Source organism: Microbacterium sp. sgz311019 (assembly GCF_056135325.1).
In genome coordinates this window covers 1-16,589 of the sequence record NZ_JBWAXO010000019.1, presented here as the reverse complement: position 1 = coordinate 16,589, position 16,589 = coordinate 1, and the positions used below count along the sequence as shown (strand labels likewise).

Below are 16,589 nucleotides of genomic sequence, written 5' to 3'. Positions count from 1 at the left end.
CGCGGACGCGGCATCGACAGCCTCCCCAGCATCCGCACCACAACCGACGAAACCCCTGGCTAGACTGCCCGCAACCGTTCACAATTCGAGCGCCGAAAGCGACCAGGATTCAGGCGCCGCCGACACTGCTGAGCTCAGACTGGGAGATGACGGGACTGGCGGCGCACACTCGAGGCATCGGACGGTACGGCTCGACGGCTCGTAGATCGCGGATTCGCCGGCTACGAGGGGCCTGTCGCAGAGTCGGCAACGTCCGTTGTAGCGGAGCCGCATCGGGCGGTCGCTGAGGTGTGTGCGGTCGTCGCTCATGTGCCGAGTCCAGGCGACTGACCGATGGGGCTCAGACCAATTGCGCGACGAGTCACGTCCAATCGATTCCCCGCGCACTCAGGTAGGCGAACAGCATCGGGTCGCCCGTGCCATACCTCTCCGGCGCCCACTGACCACCGATCGAGACATACGCGCCGGCGGGCGACTCGTGCCACCACACAGGATCACTGTCGAACTCGGGTGTCAGCTCGCGGCACCACCCAGGACGACATTCATGACCGTCATCGGAACGAATCTGCACAGCCCCCACCGTGACACAGGAGGTCACTTGAGGGAAACACGCAGCGGTGATCTCCGCTCAGGAAGCTCCGCGAGGCCCGACTTCGTCCGTGTTGCACATCGCCGGCGCTCATCGTGCATAAGACAGTGCGGGGCATACGCACGTCAGACGTTCAAGCGACCACAGATGCGTCCCAAGGCGAGGATGATGCACGATGGACGACCCTCCATCGCGCAGGTGTGCGCTGGTCGACGATCGACGCAGCGAGCGAGACAGGAGACGCATGCATGCCGCCAGGGCGACAGATAGCTTCACCGGCAAGCCGACCACCGGGCCGATCCTCGTCCCTGGCTCGTCCCTGGCTCGTCCGTGGGCCTTGGCGTAGAAGGGCGGCTCGGGAGCAGGAAGGGAGAACGTCACCGGGCCTTCCTTCGTGGTCTCATCGAGCCACGACAGCTGCAATGGGATTTCGCCCCAGATCGAGCAGCGCTCGCGGCGATCAGGAAACTGCGCGGCTTGCTCACCCGACAGCTGGCGCCAGAAAGCCGGGTCTCTGATCTCCAACTGTCCCGCGTCGACAGTGCCGAAGCGAACGTTGTAGGCCGCACCATCGTCGCAAGTGGCTGTCTTGTCGCACTCGATGTGCTGCTTGCTACTCACGACCGGAATCGGGATCTGCTAGCGGCAAGCGGCGACTGATCAGTTGCGTTCTACTCAAGCATCGTCGGCGCTAGGCTTTCCATCTGCTCGATGACGAGCCGGATGGCCTCGGGCTGCTTGTCGGGCGGGTACTTGTACTTCACGAGCAGGCGCTTGATCGACGATCGCAGCTTGGCTTTCACGTCGTCGCGAACGGTCCAGTCGAGCTTGATGTCACGCTGCATCACGCCCACGAGCTCGCGCGCGATCTGGGCCAGAACGTCGTCGCCCTGGAACTCGACGGCCGACTCGTTGGACGCGACAGCGTCGTAGAAGGCCAGCTCCTTCCAGTCGAGCGGCGGTTCGAAGTTCGCGCCCCGATTGCCCTCAGCGGCAACCTCCTTGGCCAACTTGATCAGCTCCGCGATGACCTCGGCCGAGGTCAGCTGCTGGTTCGTGTACTTGTTCATGAGCTCCCGGAGCTTCTCCGAGAATGCCCGGTGCCGCACGAGGTTGTGACGGGTCGACTTCGCCGTTTCCTCGGTCAGCAGGTCACGGAGAGCCTCGATCGCGAGGTGCGGATTCTCAGACTGCAGCGTGTTGGCGGAGAAATCGGGCCCGAGGTCAGACAGAGAGGGTTTGGGCATCCCGGCCGCCTCGTAAATGTCGACCACCTCGCCGGTATCTGTCGAAGTCGCGACGAGGCCAGCGAGGAGTCGCTGGATGTCAGCAGGGATTGGGCGTCCCTGTGCCTGCCGCTCCTGAGCGTCGAACTTTCCCATCCACACGCGCACTTCCGCATAGAACTTCGCCGCAGGGCGAACGTCGTGGAGGGTTCCACTTCCGGACGCCAGAGCCCAGGCCCGCGCGAGCTGGTTCACGAACTTACGGAACTTGTCGACGAGAGCAGTTTCTCCCTCGGCCGGCTGGTTGCCAGGCGTCCCGGGTGATCGCAGGTAGTTCGTGAGGCCAACGGCCGCCCTGATCCAGCTCTTCGCGTCGCCGTGCAGCTGGGCGCGCCACCCGTAGCCTGCGCAGATCTCGTCGAGCGACGCGATCAGGTGGCGCGCCACTACGGCGGCCTCGTCAACGTTTCGGCCGACTGGCTTCTCCGACCGATCGGTCTCCGTGTACTCAGCCAGCGCTCTGTTCAGGTTCTCGACGAGCGGCGCGTACGAGACCAGCAGGCCGTCCGGCTTGCCGCGGAAGGTGCGGTTCACGCGGGCGAGTGTCTGCATGAGGAGCGCGCCCTTGAGCGGCCGGTCGAGGTACAGCGTGTGCAGCGGCGGGGCGTCGAAGCCCGTAAGCATCATGTCCTTGACGATCACGATCTGGAGCGGGTCCTCGGGGTCCTTGAGCCGCTTCTGGATCACCTTGTTGAGCGCTTCGCGGCGGACATGCTTCGCCACGGGATCGAAGTCGGACGCCGAGCCGGAGTAGACGACCTTGATAACGCCCCTGTCGACGGCTTCGTCGTGCCACTCGGGTCGAAACTTGATGATCTCCTCGTAGAGGTTGGCGCAGATCTCGCGGGTTGCACCAACGATGAACGCCTTCCCGGGGCCCTCGATGAAGGGAACCAGGGCTTGGGACCGCTTGTCCCAGTGCTCGAGGATGTCCTTGGCTAGCGCCTCGAGACGGACGGGAGCGCCATACATCGCATTGATGACGGCGACGGACTTCTCAATGCGCTCGCGCTCAACCTCGTCGAGACCGGTGGCAGCTTCGTCCGCGGCCGCGTCGAGGTCCTCCTCGGTCACATCCCCGGCGAGCTTGATGGCGATAAGGCGCGGCTCGAAATACACGGGAATGGTTGCGCCATCCTCCACAGCGCGAGTGAGGTCGTAGGTGTCAATGACCGCCCCGAACACCGCTTGGGTGTCGCGCTCCGCAGTCGAGATCGGCGTACCGGTGAAGGCGATGAACGCGGCGTTCGGCAGCGCGTCTCGGATGTGGCGGGCGTACCCGTCGAGGTCGTCGTAGTGGCTGCGGTGCGCCTCATCGACGATCACGATGATGTTCTGCCGATCCGTGAGCAACGGGTGGTCGAGGCCGGCCGCGCGTTCTTTCTCAGTTAGACCGAACTTCTGGAGCGTTGTGAAGTAGATGCCGCCGGTGACGCGGGTCGAGAGCTCCTCGCGCAGCTGCTTTCGCGTGGTGATGTTGATGGGGCTCTCGGACAGAAGCTGCGAGCGATTGAAGGCCTCGAAGAGTTGGCTGTCGAGCTCGGTGCGGTCGGTCACCACGATGAGGGTCGGGTTTTTCAGTTTGGGCTGGCGTGCGACCGCGTGCGCGTAGAGCTCCATCTCCATCGATTTGCCGGAGCCCTGGGTGTGCCAGACGACCCCGGCCTTTCCGTTCGACTCGACCGCGGCAACTGTGGAGCCAACCGCCTTCGTCACGGCGAAGTATTGATGGGGCTTGGCGATGCGCTTGGCGTACCCCTCGGCGCCCTCATCGAAGGCGACGAAGTCGCGCTGGATCTGGAGGAAGCGCTCCTGGTTGCAGACGCCGTTGATCAGGTCCTCGACCTCAAGGCGCACGGGCTGCCACTCGTCGCGGGTGCCCCGGAATGGTCGGCCCTCGTCATCGACGTTCCATGGCGAGTAGTGGTTCAGTGGCGTGAACGGCGTGCCGTAGCGGGCGGTGATGCCGTCGGAAATGATCGAGAACACGACGAACCGGAAGGCCATCGGGAACTCGCGGAGGTAGGTCGCCAGTTGCGCGTGCGCCAACGCGATATCCGCTGCCTCGGCACCAGCGCGCTTCAGTTCGGCGATGACGACCGGCAGGCCGTTGATGTACAGGACGATGTCGAACCGGCGCTCGATGTCGGCCGAATGGATCGTGACCTGATTGACCGCGAGGAACTCGTTGTCGTCGACGTTGTGGCTGATGAATCGGATCGTCGGGTTCTGCTCGATTCCATCCGAGTCGACATAGCTGATGCCGCGGTACCCGTCGACGAGGATCTGGTGGAGCCGGGAGTTCTCCGCCATCGGATCCTGCGACTTGGGTGCGCGCACCTCGGCGAGCGCCTGGACTAGGTACTCGCCCGGTACCGTCGGGTTGAGCCTGCGCAACGCGGCCTGCATGCGGCTGGGCAGGACGATGTCATCCCAGGCCTCGCGGCCGCCGTCAGCACCGGGCGCCACGGTCTTACCCGATGTCGGGATCCATCCGTGGAACGACAGCGCCTCAAGCATCTGCGCTTCCCACTCCGCTTCGCTCACCATCACAAGATCTCCTCAACTCGCTCTGTCTGTCCCACGTCGTTGCCGTTCGGCGGAAACGCAGTGTCGACACGCCGTCGTGGCGGCGTCGGATCATTGGCAACCCCATAGGGGATGTGAACACCAGCGATGTGCTTGGCGGCGCCATCAAGGTGAGTGGTCTGGTCATCGAAGAAGATGTGCGGCCGCATGACCTGCAGAACCTTGGCCTTCTCGATACCTCCGAGGAAGAACGCGTCGTTGACGTTCACTCCCCAACTCCGGAGGGAGCGAATCGCCCGCTCGTGTGCGGGCGCGTTTCGAGCGGTGATCATCGCGATCCTCAGTCTCGCGACGTAGGCGGGGTCCTCGAGCCGCTTGGCCTCCTCCAACTCCTGGATCTTGTTCAAATCAGCGAGCAGCGGCTGAAGCGGTCCCTTACCCAGCGCGTTGAGCTTGTTGTTCGACTCGTGTTCCAGGTAGGGCCCAAGTTGTCCAACCTGCTTGAATAACCGCTCCGCCTCGTCATCAGCAAGGACGCCATCGAAGTCGAACGCGACCAGAAGGGTCGGGTCAGCATCGTCATATGCGGCCTGCGACGGGAGCACGTGACCCGCGGGGAAGCCAGCGCGGATCGCCGCATCGACATCCGGACGATTCGCCGTCAGGAACAGTGACATCTCGAGCGCGCCAATGTACTCGTACGGCGCCCGCCCCTGCGTAAACGCAGCGCGAGAGATCGGCAGCCCGTGCTTCTCGACGGAACGCATGACGCGGAGACCCGTGTTCGGGTCGTTACGCGACAGGACGATCACCTCGACCAGCGGATTGTCGGGGCGCAGGTCGTTCAAGTGCAAGAGTCGCTGGATGAACGGAAAGGCGACACCGGGCGCGAGCAGCTCATCGATGTGCTCGTCCTGGTAGGCGCGGTAGGCGGCCTCGCCGTGCTCACGGAAGTACGCATCCGACTCAGTCAGATCGAACAGGGCGCTCGACGCGATCCCAACCACGAGCCGGTCAGTCAGTTCGTAAGCCATCAGAGCACCGCCCCTACCTGCTTCTCGGCATCCTTCACCTGGACCTTCCCCGACATCAGCAGCGGCAGCAGTTCGTCGCGGGTGGCCGTGAGCTTCACGCTCTCGATCTCCAGAGCCAACGCGGTATCCCACAGCCCCCTCATGAGGTTGTCCAGTCGCTTGACGTCTTCGTCGCTGGGGACGCGCACAGGCTCGTCGAGGTGACGGCGCTGGATGTGGCCCATCGTGGTGGCCTTGTCGGCAGCGATGGCCTTGAACTCATCGAGCTTCTCGCGCAATGCCTGATTCACGAGCCACATCGGCATCCCGTCGTTAGGGATCACTTTGAAGATGTGCTGGTTGACGATCGCCTCGGGGCGGTACCACCGTGCAGCGGTCAAAGAGCCGGACCAGGCAAACAGCAGGTCGCCTGGCCTCACAGCGTTGTCCTCTGGCACCTCGATGTCGTTCCAGACCGTCGACCCACCGATTCCGGAGTTGAGTTCCGCGATCCTGACGACCACGCGGCCTGTACCACTCGCGCCCTTCGTGTAAGCCCTTCCGTTTACGAACCGCGCCAAGGAAGAGAGCGGCACCTCGCCGCCTGATTCTATGGCCGCGCCGAACTGTGCCGCGCCGAGGGCATCCGCGAGTTCCACCACGTCCGCGTTGGCGGCGATCTTGTCGTCGAACGCACCGAGCACGTCGGCGATGGCCCGTTGCTCGGAGAGCGATCGGTGGATTGGGAATCGCAGCTTATCGAAATCGCCCTTCTTGAAGTGGGGGATCATCGTGCCGACGTGCATGTTCGAAATAGATGCCTGAACGTCGGGAGCTGTGAGCCGGTAGTAGAGGTATGTGGCATCAGCGACCTTCGGGTCGGCACGCAACGCCACCATGTCCTGAGCGATGCAGAACGGAACAGGGTCGGGCACAACAGCAACGCGACCAGGCGATCCCTTGCAGACAAACAAAATGTCGCCGGGTTCCGGGTGAGCGCGGAACCACGATCGTCGCGTCTCGTCGCTGACGTACCGCACGTTCTCGAAAACAGGAGTACGCCTGCCTGGCTTGAGGCAGTTCGTCGCTATCAGCGGAAAGCCGGCCGACGCGGTCGGACACGTCCGGCCCCTGTTGTCGACGATGAACGACAAAACATCGGGCAGTTGTACGGAGATCACCTCACTCACAGACGCACCAGCTGCTTCCTGAGGAATTCGCCTGCCCGGCCCGACTCCTCGAAGGCAGATAACAGCTCGTCAGTAAGGCGACCAATCTTGTCGGCGAAATCCTCGTCATCATCGTTAGTCTCAGCTGCCCCCACGTACCGGCCCGGCGTGAGTGCGTAGTCAGCTGCCTTGATCTCGGCGAGGGTGGCCGACCTGCAGAAGCCCGGGATGTCCACGTAGTCGGTGGTTGCCGACGCTGTGCCTCGCCAGGCATGAAACGTGTCGCTGATCTTCTTGATGTCCTCGACCGAGAGGTCGCGCTCAGCGCGGTCGACCATAAAGCCGAGCTCGCGGGCATCAACGAAGAGCACCTGCCCAGACCGATCGATCAGACCCTGAGCGCCCTTCGACTTGTCTTTGGCGAAGAACCAAAGACACACAGGGATTCCGGTGCTGCGGAACAGCTGTGTGGGGAGGGCGACCATGCACGAAACCAGGTCCGCCTCCACTATGTGCGCACGGATGTCACCCTCACCGTTCGAGGTCGACGACATCGAGCCATTGGCCATCACCACTCCGGCCTTACCGCCTTGTGCAAGCTTCGACAGGATGTGCTGGATCCACGCGAAGTTGGCGTTGGTAGCCGGCGGAACGCCGTACTTCCAGCGCGGGTCTTCGACGTTTCGTGCCCAGTCCTTGATGTTGAAGGGCGGGTTCGCCATCACGAAGTCCACCTGGACGTCGGCATGCTGGTCGCGAGCAAACGTGTCCCCCCAGCGCGCGCCGAGGCCCTTGTTCTCGATCCCGTGGATGGCGAGGTTCATCTTTGCGAGGCGCCAGGTCTCCTCGTTGGCCTCCTGGCCGAATACGGAGATGTCCTTGGTGTCGCCGTCGTGCTCATGGATGAACTTCTCGGTCTGGACGAACATGCCTCCCGATCCGCAGCACGGGTCGTAGACGCGGCCGTGGTTGGGCTCGAGCAGTTCGACGATCACCTTGACTACCGACGGGGGCGTGAAGAACTCGCCGCCTCGCTTTCCCTCGGCGCGGGCGAACGCGCCAAGGAAGTACTCGTAGACCTCACCCATCAGGTCACGGGCTCGATGCTCGCCCTGACGGCTGAACCGCGCGTTGTTGAACAAGTCAACGAGCTCGCCGAGACGGCGCTGGTCAATGTTGTCGCGGTTGTAGATCCGCGGCACCGTGCCGGCGAGGGTGGGGTTCGCCTTCATGAGCGCGTCCATTGCGGCGTCGATCAGCGCGCCGATGGTCTTGGCCGGCTCGTCGCCGACGGCGGGCTTGCCCTTCGCGTTCTCCGACAGGTACGCCCAGCGAGCCTCCTCGGGGACCAGGAAGACCCCGTAGCCTTGGTACTCCTCGGCGTCGTCGATCAGGTCGGCGATCTGGTCGTCGTCGTACCCCTCGTTGAAGAGGTCGGTGCGGATGTTCTCCCGGCGCTCGTCGAAGGCGTCAGAGACGTACTTCAGGAAGACGAGGCCGAGGATTACGTCCTTGTACTGGCTGGCGGACAGCGAGCCACGAAGCTTGTCAGCGGCTTTCCAGAGCGTGTCCTTCAGCTCCTTCATAGTCGAAGGTGCGGAGGTGTCGGTCTTCTTGCGGGGAGGCATTTCAACCTGCCTTTCTCTCGGTAGGGGATGAATCGAGCGCGACCGAGCCTTCGGCGACACCCTGGATCAAGTTGGTGATGATTGAATTGGTGGCCGCTTCGTGACGCCGAAGCTCCGCGAGGTGCTCGCTTGCGGCGCCTAGTGCGTCCTCGAGCGCTTGGACCTGGTCGCGGGGAACGTTCGGGACCTGCCAAGCACGCCAGTCACGCCCTTTGGCGGACAGGTTAATCGCGGCGGCAAGTGCATTTGGCCCAATGCCTCCGTATGTGCTCAAGCGGATGACGCGGCTCGGCGAGAGAATGAGCGCACCGCCGATCTCGTCAACGATCGCCGCCGGTTCGGGTGCACAGGTGAACACAACGTCACCCGGCTCTGTGCGGATCGCGTGGTCGTACCGATCGGCAGCTAGGAAGGGATCTATGCCACTCTCGACGTCCGCTCCGATCACTCGAAGCGAACCGCCCGAGTCCAGGTCGTCAGCCGGGATCCTGCTTCCGTTGCGTACTGAGAGGCGGCGGTCGTCGAGCAACTGGCCAAGGGAGCGCGTTTCGTGGAGCGCGACCTCACGGGCAACCACATTCTGGAGGTCGAAAGGTCCGACGCCATGGATCGTGACGAGCGTCGCCTCACTCAACCGCTCCAGGGGAGTCCCGGACCGGTCGGCCCTGCCAGCACCGACGGCGCGAAGACCCGGGGCCACCACATAGGGGCGAGCAAGGACGGTTCCATAGGGAAGTCGACGTCCGTACCGGTACGCACGCGCACCCGTCCGCTCGAGCGATCCCAACACGTCTGCCGCGAACTCATCGGCGTCGAGGTCGAGGCCAGTAACATCGCCAACTACCGCGCTGTCCGCTCCGCCACCGCCCTGGAGCACCCAGAGGCCCATGCTCTGGCGATGGGCTGTTCTCCACAGCCCGCGAGGAAGCCTGAAGGCCGCCGCGAGGGAGCAGATGGACGCCTCGCCCATGCGCAGTGTCTTCTTGCGCGAGGCGTCAAGATCGCCATGTAATGCATCGCAGAGAAGAGCCGTAGAGCCGAGGATTACGGCGATCTCGCCTTGGCCGAGTTCGAGCGCGACGTCGTCGATCGCGTTGAGCGCCTCCGCATCCCCAAGCCCGAGAAGCGAAACGATGGTGACGCACGGTCCGACGGCAGCGTCGATGGCCAAGCCCTGCAGCGCAAGGCGCCGCAGGCTCGCGCGGTCCGCGCTGTCCCTCGCTCGCGCGATCGGGAAGCTAACACCGATCCGACGGGCGCGAGCGTCCAAACGAAGGTCAACGGACACGCCGTCCGGACCGAGGTGGAGCCGACACACGTCGGCAATAGAGCCAAGTAGGGCAATCAGCTCCGGGGCCAGGCCGCGAGCCCCTTGGGCCGGCCGGGTCGAGTACAGCTTGTCGAGGGCATCGGCGGGACCGAAGGAAGCTTCCAGCAACTCATCCACGTAGACCGCCAGCGCATCGTGCTGCGCCAGCCCCCGGACCTCGGTCAGAAGGTAGAGATCCGTCGGGTCAGTCCGGGCTGCGGCCTCTACCCGTTCATCCGGCGTCATCGGACCGAGGTCATCGCCGGCCGCAGCGCGGAGAGTCAGCAGCACGACCGCGCTCTCAACATCCAGATGGGCGGGCGCGATTACCGCGGGTGCATCCATGCGGGCCTCGCGATTGTTTCCGCGACCGGTGACCTCAAGCCACTCGAGTACCTCGTCTCGGTTGAAACGCTCGAGTCTGTCGGCCCCGTAGACGGAGGTCGGGAAGGGGGCAATAGCGGGACGTGAGCGCCAGTTGGTCACTGCCTGACGTGTTACACCGGCCAGGCGGGCGATCTCCGGCATGGTGATCAGGGACTCCACTTCCGCCTCCTTCCAGTGCGAGAACCAACGCAACCTGCACAGCTGACGGTAGACCCGAATTGAGTTCATAGTAGGTCGATATCTGTTTAGTCGACTAAACAGTATTTTGCATTGCCAAGAGCCTTATGCACACTCACCATCGAGAAGGGCAATTCACCGATCCGCGGTAGCCCTGACCTTGGAGGTAGGCATGATGCACAACACCCCCGGCGCGCGATTCGACGAGAGCGGCGCCAACATACTCATCGAGAAGCTCGTGATCGACGAGCGCGACGTGGTGCGCGAGGCGCGGCACTGGATCGGCGGAGAGCGCGGACAGCGCTGCGATGACCCGGCACAACTCGCCGGCGCTGACCTGACGAAGTTCGCCACGGAGGCGCTCGCGCTCGGCGCGAAGGCGCTCACCCTGACCGCTTCCGCGTCGGACGCCCGTGCGATGGAGCGGATGCTGAAGGACGTCGGCGACAAGACCGCCGAGGCGACTCGACAGGCCAGCGAGGCGACCGCAACGGCGGCGCGCTCCGCAACCGAGACTGTCGCCCAGGCGGCCGCGGATGCCAAGAAGGCCATCACCGACGCCGACGAGGCAACGCGCAAGCACCTGGCCGAGGCGGTCGCGAATACGAAGCAGGACCTGATCGCCGAGACCCGGCGTCTGTTCGGGGGTCAGAACCCTGAGCTCCTGGAGCGGCTTCAGCCCGTCCTCGACAAGTTCTCGGCTTCGCTGGAGAAGCAGGTGCAGTCCAGTGCCGCTGAGCTCCTGGCGAAGGCGACCAAGCAGCTCGACCCCAGTGACCCGACGTCCCCCATGGCCAAGCACGCTGCGGCACTCTCCCAGCAGCAGGAGCGGTTCGCCCAGCAGATCCAAGCGGGGCAGAAGGAGCTCACCGCGAAGGTCGAGGACCTCGGCACCGCCCTGAAGGTTCAGGAGGCGCGTGCGTCGCTCGCCAAGGTCACACCGATCAAGGGAGGCTCGTTCGAGCGTCGCCTCCATGCCATCATGGCCGACATTGCCGCCGGCCTCGGCGACGAGTACAGCGACACCACGACGATGACTGGGCTCGTGCCCCGCAGCAAGAAGGGCGACGGTGTCCTCGCGGTGTCTGGCCAGGACGCTCGCGTCGTGGTCGAGATGACCGATTCGCCGCGCGCGAACTGGGCTGCCTACTTCGACGAGGCTGAGCGTAACCGGGACGCCGCCGCTTCCCTGGGCGTCGTGCGGACGGCTGACCAGAACGGCGGCCACTCGATTCGCGTCCTCGGCACACGCCGCGTGGTCATCGCGTACAACCCCGAGACCGACGACGCCGAGGTGCTTCGCACCGTGACCCTGCTCCTGCGCGCAGTCTCGATCACGGCCTCGATGCGCACGGGCGCCGCCGAGATCCACACGGCCGAAGAGAAGATCGACGAGGCGATCACCCAGCTCAACCGGATCGACGCCATCAAGAAGACCGCAGGCACCATCCAGAAGGGCGCTGCGAAAATCGAGAGCGAATGCACCTCGATCACGACCAGCATTCGCCGGCTCCTCGACCGGGCGCTGATCTCCCTCGCGGGCGCGGATGGCGCTGCCACCGACGGCGCGACCCTCGCCCTGGACGGCGCGGCGTGACCTGCACGGGGCGAAGGCATCTGCCTCCGCCCCGCGAGCCGTCGGAGGTGCGAACGACGGCGCGGCACACCTGCCGCGCCGTCTCGCTTGTCCAGGATCTTCACCATGTCTCGCCACCATCCCTACTGGCGCGCGTCACTCGGATGCTCGCCTCGCCCCTCTTACGGGCAATGCCCCCGCACACGGATCGTTCGCGCGCGAGCTGCGACCAGCTCACGCGCGGTCGGCGACTGGCTTGTCTGCGCGGGGTGGCTGATCGCTCGGCGCCATGGTCGTAACACCGATGTAGAGCGCGCACGCCGAGTCAGGCTCGCTTGTGAGCAAGTTTGGACAGTGGCTCACGGCGGACACGGCGCCATCTGCGTGTCGCGCGTGCAGAAGCGCGAGCTCCGAGAGAATCGGCGTGAGTCCTGCTTACACCTCGGGCGCCTGTCCCGACTACACCGTGGAGAGAACATTCGATGGCTGATTCGGTTGGCTCGAGCAGGACGTAAAAGCACTCGTGGACATCGGACCGCTGTATCTGCAGCACAAGGACACGCTTCACCGCGTGGCCGCGACGGTTCTGCGTGAGGTCGGTCTGCAGGACGAGAAGGAAGATGTCGTACTCGAAGCGATCCTGTCAGTGATGAAGTCCCCGCCCACCGACGAGATCCGTAACTGGGAGGCGTTTCTGGTGCGGGTGGTGAAGAACAAGGCTTACGACCGCATCCGTGCGGCCGACGTCGGGCACTTTGGTCGCGCGCTCGACATGGACCACGACGACCACGCGGGCTCTGGCGAGGACGCCATCGCCGACACCGACGAAAAGCTAGACGCGGCTCGCGCTGGAGCACACGTATGGGACAGCATGGCCGTACTCGAGGAACGCGAACGTGAGGTCATCCGAGAAGTCATTCAAAACCAGCGGCCTCAGGGTGAAGTGGCAGACGAGCTCGGCGTAAGCCGCCCGCGCGTGAACCAGATCTTGAAGTCGGCGTTGCAGAAGCTTCGCGAAGAGCTTGAACGGAAGGGAGTGGCCAGATGAATGAGGACGAGTTCGACCGAATCCTCGCCGAACTGATAGCCCGCCCGGACCAACGACGCACACTGCTAGGCGAATCGCGTGCGAGCGCTGAGGAGACGGCGCGCCTTGACGCCTTGGTGTTCACCGCAGACGCGGCGTGGCTTGCAGCGCAGGGGGCACCGCCACTGGATGAGGACCCGGTGGCTGCCATGCTTGGGCTCGTCCCGGACAGGGAATGCTCCCTGGATCCGCGGTCATTCACGCGGGCCCGGCGACGCGCTCGGATCGCCCCGAGCGCGCTCGCTCAGCGGCTGGAGTTACGCGGATGGGACCATTCGACAGCGGATGTCGTCCGATGGCAGAGTGCGGCCGCTGAAGTTCCCCCGGCGCTCGTGCAGGCAATCGCCGATGAGTTGGCGGTCGAAGTAGACGCGCTCATTCAACCGCCGGGCGCCGCGACAGATCGCTTCGAAGCAATACGACAGGCGCCGGCATTCCAGGACATCGTTGCGCGTTGGGCTCGGGTCAGGCATATTGCTCTCGCGGTAGCGCGGGCGGAACTGGATAGCCGAATGGCAGCGACGGTCTACCGTGGACAACTGCCTGACACCGACCAGGTCCTCAGTGCGCTAGACACCCTCGTACGTACAGTCGAAGACGCACGTGAACATTGACGACTGCGTTCGTTTGGCCGTAGAGGCAGTACCCGCGGACGTCCGTGCTGGGTTTCCTAGCGACCCCCTCGCCACCCTCACATCGCAGCTTGACCTCGTGGTCAGACCCGCCGTGGACCTGAGTCAGTCGCGCGAGGACGGCGGATTCTGCGACGGAATGTCCTTCTTGGACGACGGCGTGGTGCTGTACCGGCCTACAGGCAACCGGCGAGAAAACTTCACGCTCGCTCACGAGCTCGGACACTGGGTGGTCGCTCGACTCGACCCGGTGCTGGACTGGCTGGCTGACAACGACAGCGACGGCAGGGTGCTCGAGACGATCTGCGACCGGTTTGCAAGAGAGCTGCTACTCCCGGCGCAGATCGCCGCGGAACTTGTCGGAGCCGGCCCGGTCCGCGCGCACCACATACTCGACCTCTATGACAGAACCCAGGCCAGCCACCCCGTATGCATGATTGCCGTCGCTGAACAACTGCGCGGGATGGGTGCCATCGCCCTCATCGACCGGTTCACCGGCGAGGTCACGGACGCCAGCGTCCGCCCGGACCCGGACCGCGGATGGCCCGAAACGATCCCCTGGCGTGGCCAACGCCTCCCCGAAGGACACCACCTCCTGGCGTTGCCGGAGCGGACGACCCGCACGGAGCGCATCAGATGGCGCGGACGCTGGAGCGAGGAGGACTTCTACGTCGACGTCGTCGTCGCTCGCACGAAGATCGTCTGCGTCTTCGCGGACACCGACCTCTGGACACCCGGGACGGGCGCGCCGCTCATCGACCGTTCCTTCGACACTCGACCCCAACTATGGGGCTACTGCTGCGGAACCGACTTCCAGGTGCGGGGATACCCCTGCCCCACATGTCGGAACCCCTACTGCCCCAACTGTGGGCTCTGCAAGTGCGAACGGGCGGCCGCATCCGACCAACCATGCAAGGAGTGCGGCCTGCTGTACCGCCCCGCCCTCCTCGCAGACGGCATCTGCGTCGACTGCCGCTGACTCGCTTACACCTCGCGGAGCTGCCTCGACTACATAGTGGAGGCACCCAGAAGCCGCCTCCGGAGAGGAGGTGAGAGGCATGGCGAAGAACACCCGGCGTGGTCATCGCACCGGCGCCGTACGCGGCCGGAGCGAGTTCCAGCACAACGGCCCCTGGTTCAAGCGGGACACCGCAACGGGTCGCATCACGAACGGCAGCCCCAATCAGCTCAAGGGCGTACGCAACGAGAAGAACTGACCGAAGCGACCGCGAACCCGCGGTCGCTCCCCTAACAAGAGAGCAGCACATGCAAAACCCCAGCGACCACTCAAACGGTCCAAAGAATCCCGAGATCATCGTCAACGGCACCCCCTATGACGTGCCGGACGACACCGTCAGCTACGCAGAGGTGGTCTCGCTGGCGTACCCCGAACCGCCCGCACCAGACACCCGCTTCACGGTGACGTTCTACAACGCGCACAAGCCGAAGGAAGGCACTCTCACCGCCGGCGGAGCGGTCGAGGTGAAGAAGAAAGGCACGGTCTTCAATGTCAAGGCAACTATTAAGTCGTAGCGACGACCTGCGGCGACTCGTCGACGGCGGCTTCGAGATTCAGTTCGTCTCGAACATGCTGACGCTCAGCGTGCCCTACGTGAACACGGCCGGCCAGGTCGCACGGGGCCGCCTGATCAGCACCCTCGAATCCGCCGCCGACAGGACGGCGAACCCCGTCGGCGACCACACCGTCTTCTTCGTCGGCGCCAGCAACGCCCCGGGGGACCTGCCCTGCGATAGCAGCGCTCAACCGCTCGCAGCTCTAATGCACCAGCAGAGCGCTGTCGAGCTGGGGTCAGAACTGGTCGCTAGTTGCGGCTTCTCCCACAAGCCGCCTGCCGGGTACGCCGACTATTACGAGAAGTTGACGACGTACGCGACCATCCTCCTCACCGAGGTTCACCGGCTGGACCCGAACGTCCGGGTGGAGACGTTCGCGCCGATGGCCAGCGAAGGTGACGAGTCCGTTCATCGGTACTTCGACTCCGCCACCAGCCGGGCACGGATCGGCGCCGCCACCGACAAGACGCGGAACCAACGGATCGCCATCATCGGCCTCGGCGGCACGGGCTCCTACATCCTCGACGCGGTCATCAAGACCCACGTCGCCGAGATCCACCTCTTTGACGGTGACCGCTTTCACCCTCACAACGCGTTCCGCGCACCCGGCGCCACACCCCTGGAGCAGCTCCTGGAATCCCCTTTCAAGGTCAGCCATCACCACCGCACGACCAGCGCCCTCCACAAGCGCGTTATCCCGCACCCTGAGAACATCACGGCGGACAACGTCGCGCTGCTTCAGGAGTTCGACTTCGTCTTCATCGCCATCGACTCCGGGCCCCACAAGCGAGTGATCATCGACCATCTCATAGCCTTCGGCGTCTCCTTCGTGGACACGGGTATGGGCGTCGACCAGGTCGGAAGCTCACTGGGCGGCCTCATCCGCACCACCCGCATCGACCCTGCCTGCGACTCCATGGAGTGGGTTGACGCGAATCTGTCGTTCGCTGACGGGGACGACATTTACGAGCAGAACATTCAGGTGGTCGAACTCAACATGCTCGGCGCGGCCCACGCCGTCATCGCCTGGAAGAAGACTCTCGGCTTCTACCGCGACTACGGCGATGAGATCAGCAGCACGTACACCCTCGACGGCAACCGACTCATGAACGAGGCCCGTACCGATGCGCACTGAGATCTTCGCGCCGGTCCTCCTGGAGTACATTCCCCGCACGCTCGAACCGCACACCTTCTATCTCAGCGAGGTCTACGGCACCACAGCGCACTTGTGTGCGTGCGGGTGCGGGACGAAGGTGTTCCTCCCCCTGAGCCCCGCCGAATGGCGCGTCAGGTTTGACGAAGCCGGCATTACGGTGCGGCCGTCGGTGGGCAACTGGGAATTCCCGTGCCGGTCTCACTACTTCATCACCGAAAACGCCGTTCAGTGGGCGTCTGCGTGGGACCAGGACCGCGTGGAAAACGCCCGAAGTCGAGACGGCCATGACTTGGGCAGGTACTTCGACGCGCGCAAGCGCGGCAAGTTCTGGCGACGGCTGGGCGCCTGGCTTCTAGGCCGTGTTGATCAAGTCTGATTTGATCCAGATCAGCGTGGCGGCGAGGCTGACGGCGGCTCGGTAGCTGCGGACGAGCTTGTCGGATCGCATCGCGATGCCGCGCCACTGCTTGAGCCGG

13 protein-coding genes are annotated in these 16,589 nt (G+C 64.4%); 7 read left to right on the top strand and 6 right to left on the bottom strand.

Annotated elements, in window-relative coordinates; translation table 11 throughout:
• Nucleotides 1–679 precede the first annotated feature (679 nt).
• The 6 genes from AC0NZN_RS18155 to AC0NZN_RS18130 are packed head-to-tail and all read right to left on the bottom strand — an operon-like array spanning nt 680 to nt 10,069.
• The gene (locus AC0NZN_RS18155; RefSeq protein WP_474593730.1) at nt 680–1,210 is read right to left on the bottom strand and encodes a hypothetical protein; all 531 of its coding nucleotides are present in this window, start codon (nt 1,208–1,210) and stop codon (nt 680–682) included.
• A gap of 50 nt (nt 1,211–1,260) precedes the next feature.
• Nucleotides 1,261–4,425, bottom strand: coding sequence for a type I restriction endonuclease subunit R (locus tag AC0NZN_RS18150; protein WP_474593731.1), 3,165 nt, complete (start codon nt 4,423–4,425; stop codon nt 1,261–1,263).
• The gene (locus tag AC0NZN_RS18145; protein WP_474593729.1) at nt 4,425–5,438 is read right to left on the bottom strand and encodes a 5'-nucleotidase; all 1,014 of its coding nucleotides are present in this window, start codon (nt 5,436–5,438) and stop codon (nt 4,425–4,427) included. Before AC0NZN_RS18145 ends, AC0NZN_RS18150 begins: the two co-directional genes overlap by 1 nt.
• A complete protein-coding gene (locus tag AC0NZN_RS18140; protein WP_474593728.1) occupies nt 5,438–6,607 on the bottom strand; it encodes a restriction endonuclease subunit S in 1,170 nt (389 codons plus the stop codon). The genes AC0NZN_RS18145 and AC0NZN_RS18140 overlap by 1 nt, the downstream gene beginning before the upstream one ends.
• A complete protein-coding gene (locus AC0NZN_RS18135; RefSeq protein WP_474593727.1) occupies nt 6,604–8,214 on the bottom strand; it encodes a class I SAM-dependent DNA methyltransferase in 1,611 nt (536 codons plus the stop codon). Before AC0NZN_RS18135 ends, AC0NZN_RS18140 begins: the two co-directional genes overlap by 4 nt.
• 1 nt (nt 8,215) lies before the next feature.
• A complete protein-coding gene (locus AC0NZN_RS18130; RefSeq protein ID WP_474593726.1) occupies nt 8,216–10,069 on the bottom strand; it encodes a helix-turn-helix transcriptional regulator in 1,854 nt (617 codons plus the stop codon).
• 190 nt (nt 10,070–10,259) lie between these two features.
• Between AC0NZN_RS18130 and AC0NZN_RS18125 the strand changes: the two genes are divergently transcribed.
• The 7 genes from AC0NZN_RS18125 (at nt 10,260) to AC0NZN_RS18095 (ending at nt 16,489) form a co-directional block, all read left to right on the top strand.
• The gene (locus tag AC0NZN_RS18125) at nt 10,260–11,684 is read left to right on the top strand and encodes a hypothetical protein (RefSeq protein ID WP_474593725.1); all 1,425 of its coding nucleotides are present in this window, start codon (nt 10,260–10,262) and stop codon (nt 11,682–11,684) included.
• Between the two features lie 502 nt (nt 11,685–12,186).
• Nucleotides 12,187–12,711, top strand: a complete 525-nt coding sequence (locus AC0NZN_RS18120) for a sigma-70 family RNA polymerase sigma factor (protein ID WP_474593724.1) — start codon at nt 12,187–12,189, stop codon at nt 12,709–12,711.
• Between the two features lie 642 nt (nt 12,712–13,353).
• Nucleotides 13,354–14,361 carry an ImmA/IrrE family metallo-endopeptidase gene (locus AC0NZN_RS18115; protein ID WP_474593723.1) on the top strand — a complete coding sequence of 336 codons (1,008 nt, stop codon included), beginning with the start codon at nt 13,354–13,356 and terminating at the stop codon, nt 14,359–14,361.
• 79 nt (nt 14,362–14,440) lie between these two features.
• Complete coding sequence (locus AC0NZN_RS18110) at nt 14,441–14,599, top strand: hypothetical protein (RefSeq protein ID WP_474593722.1); 159 nt, start codon at nt 14,441–14,443, stop codon at nt 14,597–14,599.
• Between the two features lie 49 nt (nt 14,600–14,648).
• A complete protein-coding gene (locus AC0NZN_RS18105) occupies nt 14,649–14,915 on the top strand; it encodes a multiubiquitin domain-containing protein (RefSeq protein WP_474593721.1) in 267 nt (88 codons plus the stop codon).
• Nucleotides 14,890–16,092, top strand: a complete 1,203-nt coding sequence (locus AC0NZN_RS18100) for a ThiF family adenylyltransferase (protein WP_474593720.1) — start codon at nt 14,890–14,892, stop codon at nt 16,090–16,092. The genes AC0NZN_RS18105 and AC0NZN_RS18100 overlap by 26 nt, the downstream gene beginning before the upstream one ends.
• Entirely contained in the window at nt 16,082–16,489 is a 408-nt protein-coding gene (locus AC0NZN_RS18095) for a ubiquitination-like system serine protease family protein (protein ID WP_474593719.1), read from the top strand. The genes AC0NZN_RS18100 and AC0NZN_RS18095 overlap by 11 nt, the downstream gene beginning before the upstream one ends.
• Nucleotides 16,490–16,589: the final 100 nt, after the last annotated feature.